The sequence below is a fragment of the Bacillus sp. FSL M8-0063 genome (assembly GCF_038005545.1).
Classification (GTDB): Bacteria; Bacillota; Bacilli; order Bacillales; family Bacillaceae_G; genus Bacillus_A; species Bacillus_A wiedmannii.
This window is the reverse complement of the sequence record NZ_JBBOTJ010000001.1, coordinates 492,596-504,249: the sequence shown is the minus strand read 5'-3', so window position 1 is coordinate 504,249 and position 11,654 is coordinate 492,596. Positions and strand designations below refer to the sequence as shown.

16 protein-coding genes are annotated in these 11,654 nt (G+C 34.9%); 5 read left to right on the top strand and 11 right to left on the bottom strand.

Annotation, left to right across the window (positions count from 1 at the left end; translation table 11 throughout):
• Positions 1–18 precede the first annotated feature (18 nt).
• From MKX31_RS02515 to MKX31_RS02505, 3 genes are all read right to left on the bottom strand, one after another.
• Positions 19–189, bottom strand: a complete 171-nt coding sequence (locus MKX31_RS02515; protein WP_081257068.1) for a hypothetical protein — start codon at positions 187–189, stop codon at positions 19–21.
• Positions 190–201: 12 nt separating this feature from the next.
• Positions 202–405, bottom strand: a complete 204-nt coding sequence (locus MKX31_RS02510) for a hypothetical protein (protein WP_000391504.1) — start codon at positions 403–405, stop codon at positions 202–204.
• Positions 406–485: 80 nt separating this feature from the next.
• On the bottom strand, positions 486–2,948 hold the full coding sequence (locus MKX31_RS02505) for a LamG-like jellyroll fold domain-containing protein (RefSeq protein WP_098102984.1): 2,463 nt from the start codon (positions 2,946–2,948) through the stop codon (positions 486–488).
• A gap of 353 nt (positions 2,949–3,301) precedes the next feature.
• Between MKX31_RS02505 and MKX31_RS02500 the strand changes: the two genes are divergently transcribed.
• Entirely contained in the window at positions 3,302–3,727 is a 426-nt protein-coding gene (locus MKX31_RS02500) for an S-Ena type endospore appendage (protein WP_064473871.1), read from the top strand.
• 59 nt (positions 3,728–3,786) lie between these two features.
• Here MKX31_RS02500 and MKX31_RS02495 read toward each other — a convergent pair whose 3' ends face one another.
• From MKX31_RS02495 to MKX31_RS02475, 5 genes are all read right to left on the bottom strand, one after another.
• Positions 3,787–4,131 (bottom strand): DUF3992 domain-containing protein, encoded by a 345-nt coding sequence (locus MKX31_RS02495; protein ID WP_000525803.1) that lies wholly within the window; start codon positions 4,129–4,131, stop codon positions 3,787–3,789.
• Between the two features lie 20 nt (positions 4,132–4,151).
• Positions 4,152–4,520, bottom strand: a complete 369-nt coding sequence (locus tag MKX31_RS02490) for a DUF3992 domain-containing protein (protein WP_064473872.1) — start codon at positions 4,518–4,520, stop codon at positions 4,152–4,154.
• A gap of 110 nt (positions 4,521–4,630) precedes the next feature.
• On the bottom strand, positions 4,631–5,236 hold the full coding sequence (locus MKX31_RS02485; RefSeq protein ID WP_064473873.1) for a DedA family protein: 606 nt from the start codon (positions 5,234–5,236) through the stop codon (positions 4,631–4,633).
• Between the two features lie 11 nt (positions 5,237–5,247).
• A complete protein-coding gene (locus tag MKX31_RS02480) occupies positions 5,248–5,529 on the bottom strand; it encodes a YkvA family protein (protein WP_000733852.1) in 282 nt (93 codons plus the stop codon).
• 241 nt (positions 5,530–5,770) lie between these two features.
• Positions 5,771–6,181, bottom strand: a complete 411-nt coding sequence (locus MKX31_RS02475) for a VOC family protein (RefSeq protein WP_064473874.1) — start codon at positions 6,179–6,181, stop codon at positions 5,771–5,773.
• A 108-nt stretch (positions 6,182–6,289) separates the two neighbouring features.
• Here MKX31_RS02475 and MKX31_RS02470 point away from each other — a divergent pair, with 108 nt between their 5' ends.
• From MKX31_RS02470 to brnQ2, 4 genes are all read left to right on the top strand, one after another.
• Positions 6,290–6,505, top strand: a complete 216-nt coding sequence (locus MKX31_RS02470; protein ID WP_064473875.1) for a spore coat associated protein CotJA — start codon at positions 6,290–6,292, stop codon at positions 6,503–6,505.
• 8 nt (positions 6,506–6,513) lie between these two features.
• Positions 6,514–6,777 carry a spore coat protein CotJB gene (locus tag MKX31_RS02465; protein WP_000194954.1) on the top strand — a complete coding sequence of 88 codons (264 nt, stop codon included), beginning with the start codon at positions 6,514–6,516 and terminating at the stop codon, positions 6,775–6,777.
• Positions 6,778–6,789: 12 nt separating this feature from the next.
• Positions 6,790–7,359 (top strand): spore coat protein CotJC, encoded by a 570-nt coding sequence (gene cotJC / locus MKX31_RS02460; protein ID WP_000265283.1) that lies wholly within the window; start codon positions 6,790–6,792, stop codon positions 7,357–7,359.
• 217 nt (positions 7,360–7,576) lie between these two features.
• Positions 7,577–8,893: a branched-chain amino acid transport system II carrier protein BrnQ2 gene (gene brnQ2 / locus MKX31_RS02455; protein ID WP_064473876.1), complete on the top strand. Its 1,317-nt coding sequence runs from the start codon at positions 7,577–7,579 to the stop codon at positions 8,891–8,893.
• A gap of 35 nt (positions 8,894–8,928) precedes the next feature.
• Here brnQ2 and MKX31_RS02450 read toward each other — a convergent pair whose 3' ends face one another.
• The 3 genes from MKX31_RS02450 to MKX31_RS02440 form a co-directional block, all read right to left on the bottom strand.
• Positions 8,929–9,933 carry an ABC transporter permease gene (locus tag MKX31_RS02450; RefSeq protein ID WP_064473877.1) on the bottom strand — a complete coding sequence of 335 codons (1,005 nt, stop codon included), beginning with the start codon at positions 9,931–9,933 and terminating at the stop codon, positions 8,929–8,931.
• Position 9,934: 1 nt separating this feature from the next.
• Positions 9,935–10,801 carry an ABC transporter permease subunit gene (locus MKX31_RS02445; protein WP_064473878.1) on the bottom strand — a complete coding sequence of 289 codons (867 nt, stop codon included), beginning with the start codon at positions 10,799–10,801 and terminating at the stop codon, positions 9,935–9,937.
• An 89-nt stretch (positions 10,802–10,890) separates the two neighbouring features.
• A complete protein-coding gene (locus MKX31_RS02440) occupies positions 10,891–11,625 on the bottom strand; it encodes a YwaF family protein (RefSeq protein WP_064473879.1) in 735 nt (244 codons plus the stop codon).
• Positions 11,626–11,654 lie beyond the last annotated feature (29 nt).

Below are 11,654 nucleotides of genomic sequence, written 5' to 3'. Positions count from 1 at the left end.
CGCCGATAAAACGGTGAGCTATCTTTCTGTATTATTATATTTTTTCGTTAACGATTGTAAAATGAAAAATATGCCGATGCAAGCTGTAAACGATGCCCAATTTCCTATCGGTGTAGAATATTTTAAAATGCCAATACCTACAAGCACTATGAAAAGAAGCACCTGATATATGAGCTTCCACTTTTGCATATATTCCCTCCTTTACTTCGTTCCCTTCTTTTTCTTCTTCCATGCATTTAGACTATCAAAGAAGAAATTAATAAATAACGTGCCTAAGCCCGCTAATAAAAACGTCATTAAAAATAGAACCCATATACTTTTCTCTTTTAAGAAATAATACCCTACAAGGAGCACAACCGCGATCCATACATATTCAAGAATTCTTTTTAGCTTTTTCTCTTCCAAATTATTCGCTCCCTCATTCTATACTATTTTTAGTATAACAAAAAAGAAGCCTATCATGATAAGCTTCTTTTTCTTCTCTCTTATTTGTTTATGCTTTTTTCAACGAGTGAAATCGCATATTCCACCGTACGATTCATCGTTTCTACTTGTGCATCTTTTACTTTCGCATCTTTTAATACAGCTTCTGCCACTGTAATTTTTTGACTCAATGATTTCACTGAACCATCCGTTACATTTGCAGCTTGTGCTTTTTTCACCACTGCTTTTGCAGTTTCAATATTGATTTGTAATTTTTCTTTCGGTGTTTTCGGTTGTTCTTCTGCTACTTTAGATTGTACAAATGTTACATTAGCTGTTTTTAATTCGTTATATGTTTGAACGATTTGCTCTCCAGTACTTCCTACATTTTCAAATGCTTGCTTTGCAGTGTTATAGCTTTTCTCTAGTGCTTGAAATGCTTCCTTTGAATATTGACCTGGTTTGTCACCAAACTCATACGTACCAGCTAACACTTCTTTCACTTTCCCAAGCTCTTCATATAACGCGTTTACTTGCTCTAATTTTGTACGACTAGAAAACTCATTATACGCTGCTAATACTTCTGAAGAACTTAATGCTTTACTATATAATTTCGCAAGCGCAATTTGTCCATTTAACGGAATACCACCATTCCCGTTGCTATCTGGATCTGCACCAAGTGCAAATGGTACGTTCGGGTGATATACTTTCCCTGTAGCTGGTTGGCTGTTTACTTTTTTACCATCTACGTAAATTGCTACTTCACTTCCGTTATACGTTCCTGTTAAATGATACGTTTTATTAGCCTCTAACTGAACGCCAACACGTTTATAACTTCCACCAATATGAGCCCATAATTCTACATAACCACTTCCTGTAGATTCAAAACCAATTCCGCCGCTCTCTGTATTTTGCAAAATACCTTGTCCGCGAATTTCATTCATTGAAAATACAGTTTCTAACGTAAATGTATTTGCTACTTTCTCTTTTTGCGCTGCTGAAAACGGAAGATATCCAAATGTATTTGCTTTTCCGTTTAGCTTCATAACATTCTTTTTCAACGCTTTATCATATTCAATAGTCACATTACCCTTAACATCACCTTTTGTACCAAATGATGAATTGTCTTTAAATGTACCATCTGCAAAGTTCACATCAAAAACATCCGCCTTTGGTACTTTCACATTCGGGTCAATATTATCTTTTTTCGTAGTAATTTCTGCCGTTAATGGTTGTACACTTTCATTGCCGAATGAATCAATCGCAACGACTTCCAGTGTATATGTTTTCCCGCCATCTAGTCCTGCAAGCGTAAATGTCAGTTCTTTCGGCACTGGATCACGATAAAACTCTGAGAATGCTAACAATTTATTCTTTATTTCTCCCGTTTGCTTATCTCTAGCTTGTACACGGTAAGAATGAACAAGAAGGTTGTCCAACGCTTGCATGAATGTTACTGTTGCTGCATTTTCTGTTACATTTGATACCGCAAGCTTTGCATCCTTAGCAAAGTGTGGCCTTTCTTTATCGCGATCTTCTACATATGTAAATGTGTCTTTCTTTGATGGTAATTTAATTTTCCAAGGCTCGCCTGTCCAAGAATTTGTATGGAAATCACGGCGATTAATCGTTACTTCTTTATCATCTACTTCTACTAATAAACCTTGGCTTAATGCACGCGATTCTGAAGGAATATTCCCTTGCACTTTGCCACCCTCTACCTCCATATAACTTACTGAAGATGTGCCAACTGATGTAAAGTCTTTTTGATGAATTGATCTTGGATCATCTAATGGATAATGTGAATGACCTGAAAACGTAATGACTTGTGGGTATTGTTTTAATACCTCATTAATTTTTGCACTATCTTTCGTTCCCCATTCTTGACTACCGTATACTGTATCTTTAATATGTTGATGTAAAAATACGAAAATTGGTTTTTCTGGATCATCTTTTTGCGCCTTTGCCATCTCTTCTTTTAGCCAATTAATTTGCTTGTCTGAATAATATCCATGAGTTGTCTCGTTCTCTGGAGACATAACAAGGAAGTGATACCCTTTCACCACTTTATGATAATAAATCGATTCCATACCTGTTTTTTCTAAGAAACGCTTCTGCGCTCCCTCTACAGATAAACCGTTCCAATAATCATGGTTCCCTAGAGAATTCATTCGTACTGCATCTTTATTTGCATTCTCATTATATACTTGCATGAAACGATCATATTGTTGTACCGATCCTGAATCAGTAAAATCTCCCACAATTACGAACGCATCTTGCTTTGGTGCAAGCGTATTGAACTGTTCAATCGCTCTTTTCCAGCGAAACGTATCATCCGTTCCACTATTTTTAATATGTACATCACTTACGACTGGAAAAACTATCTTCTTTTCACTTGGTGCCTTTTCTTGCTTCTTCTCTTCCGCTTTGACTGATGTACTCCACGGAAATGATACAAATGCTAATACAAAAATCATTAATAATCCAATAAGACCTTTTACTTTTCGTAAAGCTGTTCTTTCCACGTGAATCCTCCTCCTAATAATTGATTCATTACAAAGGCTATTTTATCTAAAACATGTTAATGTCGTTTAAATAACAAATGAATTTTATTAGATTTTTGTAAATATACAGTTAATTACAAGTTAAGTCCAACATTCCTCGTACTATTGTATACAACCACCTTTTATCTAAAAGAGTCTGATCATTCTTTTCCTATGACTATTCACATATAATCTTTTCTATAACACTAATGATAAGTTAAACTTTAAGCCTATTAGACAATCTTAATTTTTAAAATTTTCTTCTTTTCTTAACACATCGGCCATGCTTCTACATTTAATAGTAGTAAAAGACAACTTAAAAAGGAGGGGTTTTATTGAGGAACAAAAAAAATATTGGCTGTTTCGCTCCTTTATCTATCATTTGTCCAGATCCTTGTCCACCGCCCCCTCCTCCAAATCCAAGTTGTGAGCGAGTAACAAATGAATTTGCAGGGAATTTCCTCATAACTAACAACACCATTCCCTCTACCAAAGATGCACTACAATCAATGATACTGTGGCAAAGTGATGGGATACTACTTATATCAGGTACTGTATCGGTTTACAATAGTACTAGCAGCACCGAAGCAATTACAATTCAAATCGTTGGAGCAGTAACCAATATTTTCACTGTGTTTCCAGGCAATACGATATCTTACACCGGAAAAGACTTACAATCAGTCAGTATTATTAATATACAAAGTAATCCTTCACTATATTTAGAAGGCAAGTACTGTTGCCAATTTACATGTTGCTTATAGAATACCAATTTCATTACTTTCTCAATTTAAAAAAGCATACCATTTACGGTATGCCTTTTTTATGAAATTGGATAACGTACTGTAATACAAAACTCGCCTTGATTAACAGTTGTTCCTGTCGTAGTAATTCGGACAGTAGTAAAGTATCGTACAGTGAAAGTACCGCTACTTTGTGGTTGCACAGTAATTGTATCAACTACTGTAGCACCTACTAAAAAATCAACTGTAATGGGATTCGCGCCTACATCATATTTCACATAACCTGAACCATATACTTCTTGTGTAATATTATTCGTATATACAATTTGAGTACCAGCACCTGTAATAGACCAGTCTGTACATACTTGATCTTGCACAAGTGTTTTATTAGAACAACAAGACAAACCGGAACTTCTCATTCCCATTTCGATCCTCTCCTATTCTACTATGAAAGTGGATAACGTGTTGTAATACAAAATTCTCCCTGATACGTTCCACCAGGTGTTGCAGGTAACACAACTTGTATACTATCAAAGCGGCGATACGTAAAAGCGATACTCGTTCCTGGGTTTAATGTTTGTGTATCAATTGTAGCCCCAGCAGAATCAAGCGCTTCTACAGTAATTGGACCTGGACCAACATCATACTTAACAAAACCAGTACCAACTACATTTTGGTTAATATTATTTGTATAAAGAACATTATCAATTGCTGTTGCAACTACAGTAGCAGACCACGGACTACACACTTTATCTTGTACATAATTTTTATCTGGACAACAAGTTAATGCTGACCCTGAGCACTCACAAGACATAGTTGTTTCCCCTCTCTCTTTTATATTCCCTATATGTGTATGTCCTTCAGAGTCTTTTGCCTGTACTATTCATCTATTTTCGAAAAATAAGACAACTCCTGTACTAATGACTAGATAGATTCCGTTCTGTTTCTTTTTTTCATAAATTTATAGATTAATATACCGCCTACAATAATAACTATGACTAGTAATATCGGTAACATATATTGTCCAACAACATCCGCTGCCTTTTCCCAATGCGGACCTAATTTCATTCCAAAATAGACATATAAAGTCGTTAACGGGAACATTGCTACGAATGTATATATACTAAATTTCCATATGTTCATTTTCGCCATACCACACGGAACAGAAATAAGCGTTCGAACTCCCGGTACAAAGCGTCCAACAAATGCTACAACTGGCCCATATTTCTCAAAGAAATCATCTGCTTTTTGAATTTGTTCTTCTTTAATAAAGAAGTATTTTCCGTATTTTATTAATAGAGGACGACCACCGTAATAACCGAGTGCGTATAATGTTAACGGTCCTGTCGTTCCGCCAAGTGTTCCAGCTAATACAGCTAGCCAAAAATTCATATCTCCCTCGTACACCCAATACCCAACCATGGGTAAAACTACTTCTGCTGGAATAAATTCAAACGTTAATGCTAACACAACTCCAAAATAAGAAAACTGCTTTAAAAACTCGATTATATCTAAAATAATTTGCTCCATATTTTCAACTCCTATCCTACGTTTACGTTATGCTTTTCTTGCAATTGTACTGGCGCCATTTTTACAATTCGATTCAAAATGAATAACACAATTCCGATATCATCTAAAATACCGATAAACGGCAGGAAGTCTGGAATTAAATCAAGCGGCATCGCAACATACCCAACTAAAAAAGCAACAGATAAAATTTTCTTCTTTATTGAAACCTCTTTTGAAGTAAAAAAGTCAAATAGAAATGGAACGAAACGACGAACATGAAATACAACTCTTAATCTACTAATAAGTTTTTTCATTTTTATTTCTCCTCTCTTTGTATACAAAAAGGACCCTACCAAATATGGTAAGGGTCCTAAAAAAGACAATAAGGGGCCTTTACCATTGCTGGTAAAGGTCTCACTAACAACGAAACGTTGCCAATAAAGCCGAGGGTTTCTCCCTGTAATGACGACTTTACTGTAATAAGTTACTCCCCTTTATATACACAGTTTTATACAATCACATTAAAATATTTGCCTAAGCTTGTCAATATTTTTTTCATTCGACATCCAGATTATTACATTGTAAAAGGCTCTCTTCCCTGTTCTCTATGAAAAGGAATTGGAGTGTATAACCATCTGGATCATGAAATATTATTCTAACTTCTTCGCCATGGTGCTCTTCTACAAATGATATTTGATAAAACACTAACTTTTTCTTTAACCGCTCGATATTTGTAGTTTTTAACAATAGTTCTTTCACTGATGATATAACGGTCTCTCTATGTTCTCCCAGTCCCCTATTTACAACAAAACAAATTCTCGTTGAACCGATATCATACCACACACCTGTTACACGTATTTGTGGCCTCTCCTTGCTCGGTTTAAACCCTAGAATTCCTTCATAAAAATATAATGTTTCCTTTAAGTTTTTAGATTCTAATACAATACATGTTGTAACACTTTCCATCCGCACTCCCCCTGCCTCTTTTAGTTTTCTATATGAGTCATAATTTGCAATTATGTACGAATACAATACTTAGTGATGAATATTTCATTTATAAAGGAGGCGTGTAACATGGATGAATTTATGAAATCCTACATACCTTTCCATAGCCCAAACGACCCTTGCCCTCCAATTGGAAAAAAATATTACTCAACTCCCCCACACCTATTTATGGGCTTTCAACCACCTAACCTACCCCAATTCCCACCAAAAGAAGCTTTACGAAAAGGAACTCTGTGGCCTGCTTTTTATGATTTTTATGAAAATCCTTACAAAAAAGGACGGTGAATAAAAACATGACACAGACATTGCCTGATGAATATTACAAATGGATTGAAGAACTACAAGAACTAGACTTTGTATTAGTTGAACTTACCCTCTATTTAGATACGCACCCAAACGATACTGCAGCTATAAATCAATTCAACGATTTCTCCTATAAACGAAGAGTATTACAACAAAAAATTGAAGAAAAATACGGGCCACTTCAGCAGTTTGGAAATAGTTATTCTAACGCTCCATGGGAATGGAGCAAAGGACCGTGGCCATGGCAAATATAAAGGAGAGAAACTATGTGGATTTATGAAAAGAAATTACAATATCCAGTTAAAGTGAGTACTTGTAATCCAGCACTCGCCAAATTATTAGTTGAACAGTATGGCGGTGCGGACGGCGAACTGGCTGCTGCTCTTCGCTACTTAAATCAGCGTTATACAATTCCTGACAAAGTTGTCGGCTTACTAACCGACATTGGCACAGAAGAATTCGCACATTTAGAGATGATTGCGACAATGATTTATAAATTAACAAAAGATGCAACACCAGAGCAAATGAAAGCTGCAGGATTAGACGCACAGTACGCTAATCATGATAGTGCTTTGTTTTATCATAATGCTGGTGGCGTTCCTTTTACTGCTACTTATATTCAAGCAAAAGGAGACCCTATTGCAGATTTATATGAAGATATTGCTGCTGAAGAAAAGGCAAGAGCAACTTATCAATGGCTCATTGATTTATCTGACGATCCTGACATAAATGACAGCTTACGCTTCTTACGTGAACGAGAAATTGTCCATTCACAACGTTTCCGAGAAGCAGTTGAAATTTTAAAAGAAGAACGTGATAAAAAAATATTTTTTTAAAACACGTATCCTAGCGATATGTGTTTTTTTATGTTAAAAGTTAAATCCTTCCTATTAAAGATATAAATAGTATATTTATTCGATTTAATGCATTATTTTTTAATATTTTCAAAATTCCCTATTGCTTTCTAGTCATCAGACCTTTAAAATAGTAACAGTTACTCGACAAATTATTTGAATTTTCGACAAAAACACTCATTAGGAGGATTTTCTTTATATGCGTACAACTTTAAAACCAGCGCAAATACTTTCGATTAGTTTATTACTATTCGCAGTTTTCTTCGGTGCTGGTAATATGATTTTCCCGCCCCTTCTCGGTCTTTCTTCTGGAGAAAATATGTGGATTTCCATTACAGGATTTATTATTACAGACGTCGGTTTATCTTTACTAGCTATCGTCGCTGTTGCCCTTGCCGGTGGTAGTTTCAACACTTTAGCAAGCCGTGTTCATCCAAAATTCGCAGCAATATTCGCTATCATTATTTATCTTTCAATCGGCCCACTATTTGTTATTCCACGAACTGGATCTGTATCTTACGAAATTGGGATTGCACCACTTTTCCCGGACCAATGGTACTCTATGTTAATCTTTAGTGCGATTTTCTTTATAGTCGTTTACTTCTTATCATTAAATCCATCAAAATTAGTAGATCATATTGGAAAAATATTAACGCCAATTTTACTTGGAATTATTGCAATTATGGCAACAAAAGCGATTCTTTCACCAGGAACGTTTACAGAACCTGTTGGTGACTATAAAGAAATTCCATTTTTTAAAGGATTTCTTGAAGGATTTTTAACGTTAGATGCAATTGGAGCACTTGTATTATCAACAATTGTTGTAAATGCAATTCGCCAAAACGGTATACAAGAGAAGAAATCAATTGCGAAATATACAATTATTTGCGGAAGCATTGCAGCTCTATTCTTAACAATTGTTTATTTCTTACTCGGTTATATCGGCGCTTCAAACGGCAACTTAGGACAATTTGAAAACGGTGGTCAACTATTAGCTACTGTTATGTATCAATTCTTTGGGACAAGCGGTAATGTTTTATTAAGTATCGCCATTATCTTCGCTTGTTTAACGACAGCAATTGGCGTTGTAAGTGCATTCGCCAACTATTTCGCAACAGTATTAACAAATGTTTCATATAAGAAACTCGTACTATACGTTTGTATCTTTAGCTTCGTGATTTCAAACTTAGGATTAAGCTTATTAATAAAAATTACATTACCTGTATTAATCATTTTGTATCCAATTACAATCATTTTAATTTTCGTATCATTTATTGATAAATATACGAAACGTAAACCTTCTGTCTACATCGGATCAATGCTCGCAGCATTCATTATTAGCTGTATTCATGCTCTTGATAATGTGGAATTGATACCAAGTTTTATCGCTAATATCGTACACACCATTCCTTTTTATAACTTAGGAATCGGCTGGATTATTCCTGCAATTATCGGTGGTATAATCGGATACTTTATTCCGCAAACAGAAGCTGAAGGTGAAGTTTCTACAAAATAAAAAGAGGCGAGCATGAACTCCATGCTTGCTTCTTTTCACATCGTATGTTTAAAAGTAAATAACTCTTCTTTTGACTGCACAGCAGATTGTTCTTCTTCTATAGCGTCCTTCTTTATCTCTCCTCCTAACCTTACTTTCATCATCGCCTCTTCTATACTTTTTACAATCATATTTCCTGAAAAAATAGTAAGTCCAAAAAATGTAATGGGAACGAGCGGAATCCACGGATTCACTGTTAATGATCTAAAATAGACTCCAATTAAACCTGACCATTCATGCGTGTAAGATTCTATTTCTTCTATCGGTCCTAAAAACTGAACTGTTCCACCAAAGAATATTTCCAGTAATCCTAAGTGCAGTAAAATAGTAAGAGTCTGCGTAAACTGCTGGAAAAATACAAGTATAAACGTCATATAAAGATGCGGAAAAATATGCTTTATAACAATGTGCCTTCTCGATCCACCTAATATGCACGCAGCTTCAATAAATTCTTCGGTTCTCAGCTTACGGACTTCCTTCGCAACATACAGTGCAATAACTGGCATCACAAGCATTACAAGTAATAAAACTTGAAACGAAGCTCTTTCAAAAAAGGTTGTTGTTTCCTCTCCACTCCCAAATGCATTTGCAGATTGAAGAAAAAAATATGCAATCATAACTGTCGGAATAACTGTAAAACTATCAAAAAAAGCCTCGATTTTTGAAAAACCTCTTTTTACATATGTTCCGAGTACGACACCGAAAAACACACCTATTACCATTCTAAGTGCCGCAATTAAAATAGATATACCAATTGTCCACTTCGCACCTTCAATGACTACATGTAACAGGTCGTATCCTTTCCGATCTGTCCCAAGTAAAAATTGGAATGAAGGTGAAAACGGTGGAACTTCTGGATTTTCATCCGCATCATATTGCAACGTAACTTGTCTAATATGTCCATCATTCCATATCGTATTTCCGATGCTCAAAAGAACTAATATGAGAAGAAACCCAATGCTTATCCAAAATCTTTTATCGCGTTTTATATACGTCCACATATTATAGTCTCTCCTTCATCGCAGCTGGAATGAGATAATGAAACAATTTAAACAAAATAAAAATCGGAATATAAATAAGCAGCACACTAACGATGAAAACCTCAATCCTAATACCCTCATACGATTTCAAAAACATAAAAATACCACCCGTATTAAAAATCCATTCTATAATATATAAATTAGATAACATAAAAAAGATATTCGTTTTTGCAAAGAAAATTGTACTAAGCAACACATTTCGTAAAATATGACGATTTAAAATATGAAAACGATCCAGCCCTTTCGCCTTAGCAAAAAGTACATAATCTTTTTCTAGCTCATTTTCAAAACGAAGCACTAACATTTTTACAAACAAAATCGTAGTCGGTATACTCAAACAAAATATTGGTAATCCTCTAATTGATTCGCCTCCAATTGATGCAATTTGAAAGGGCAAAAAACCTGTTTGTTTAAAAAACCATACAACTAAAATTTGTGATACTAAAATAAGTAGAATGTCTGGAATAGATTCTAAGAAGATGAGAAATGATTTAATGCGATGTTGTATACGCGGTGAACTACTCATAATCACATAAACAATACAAAATGCTACAAATAATGAAATAAAAAAAGCAGCTAAAAAAATAACAATCGTTTCTTTATAATGGACGAACAACTGCGGAAATAAAAATTTACCTCTCACATATTGAAAATTAGAGATATCCATTAAGTTCACAAACACTTCTTTTAAACTCTGTATGTACCTTGATACATGCAGCTCAAATCCATAAAATAATTTTGGCAGTGCCCCTAAACAAATAATACCCAAAATCGAAATAATAAATTGAACCGTCACTTCCATCCCATTCAGAAAAACTTTTTTGACCACGTTTTCCCTTCTCTCTCTATATTAATTTACCACTTAATTTTATTCTTAATTTTCCGAATTGTAAATATTCACACAAAAAAATCACTAGGTTATGATCCTAGTGATTCTTTATGCGCATGCCCTTCTCTTTTCGCAAACGGCATATACAAAATAAAACATCCAATAAGCGCAGCTATTTCTAATGAAATAATATAGTAAGGGTGCGGCCCTAACATATCAAGTAATGAAGCAGTTTCTGGCTTACGAGCTAAAAACATATAATTGCCACCTGTTTTGTAGTTCACAAAAGAAACGATTGGAATTACTATGTTTAAAAATATCATCGTACGCTTAATTGATTGCAAGGTCGGTCTATATCCTTCTACCCACGTCATAAAGAGTGGCGCCCAAATGAGCAATACATGTGCAACGAAGAATTCTATAAAGCGAAAATGCGGAAAAGCATATTGCACGTTCGGCGTTAAAATAGCTTGTGATGCACCGATAATTCCTGTAAAAAATACAATCTCATATATGCGGTAACTTTTCGTTACAATCATAATCGACGCTAACAATAAACTAATCGTACATAGCTCAAATGGTAATGAAGTGGCTAGTTCAAAAATCCCTGCTTTCCATTCCCACATATGAAGTCCAATTTCACTTCCAATAAATAAAAATGCAATCGCATATCGAACCGTTATATTCCACTCACTTTGCCGTAATACATCTTGGTATTGATACAGAAAAAATATCCCCACTAACATAATAAATAATATAAGGACGTGTTGCCTTGAGTATGGAATAAATGGTTTTAATGGATGCGCACTAAAATAAGCTTCCATCTTGCCTCCTCCTCTCCTTCATACAATAT

Bases quoted from the DNA above. Each gene is read 5' to 3' on its own strand.
- MKX31_RS02485 (WP_064473873.1), bottom strand. From the start codon at position 5,236: ATGGAGCAAATTATTTTAGATATAATCGAGTTTTTAAAGCAGTTTTCT.
- MKX31_RS02490 (WP_064473872.1), bottom strand. From the start codon at position 4,520: ATGTCTTGTGAGTGCTCAGGGTCAGCATTAACTTGTTGTCCAGATAAA.
- MKX31_RS02440 (WP_064473879.1), bottom strand. From the start codon at position 11,625: ATGGAAGCTTATTTTAGTGCGCATCCATTAAAACCATTTATTCCATAC.
- MKX31_RS02515 (WP_081257068.1), bottom strand. From the start codon at position 189: ATGCAAAAGTGGAAGCTCATATATCAGGTGCTTCTTTTCATAGTGCTT.
- MKX31_RS02465 (WP_000194954.1), top strand. From the start codon at position 6,514: ATGACACAGACATTGCCTGATGAATATTACAAATGGATTGAAGAACTA.
- MKX31_RS02475 (WP_064473874.1), bottom strand. From the start codon at position 6,181: ATGGAAAGTGTTACAACATGTATTGTATTAGAATCTAAAAACTTAAAG.
- MKX31_RS02450 (WP_064473877.1), bottom strand. From the start codon at position 9,933: ATGTGGACGTATATAAAACGCGATAAAAGATTTTGGATAAGCATTGGG.
- brnQ2 (WP_064473876.1), top strand. From the start codon at position 7,577: ATGCGTACAACTTTAAAACCAGCGCAAATACTTTCGATTAGTTTATTA.
- cotJC (WP_000265283.1), top strand. From the start codon at position 6,790: ATGTGGATTTATGAAAAGAAATTACAATATCCAGTTAAAGTGAGTACT.
- MKX31_RS02480 (WP_000733852.1), bottom strand. From the start codon at position 5,529: ATGAAAAAACTTATTAGTAGATTAAGAGTTGTATTTCATGTTCGTCGT.
- MKX31_RS02495 (WP_000525803.1), bottom strand. From the start codon at position 4,131: ATGGGAATGAGAAGTTCCGGTTTGTCTTGTTGTTCTAATAAAACACTT.
- MKX31_RS02470 (WP_064473875.1), top strand. From the start codon at position 6,290: ATGGATGAATTTATGAAATCCTACATACCTTTCCATAGCCCAAACGAC.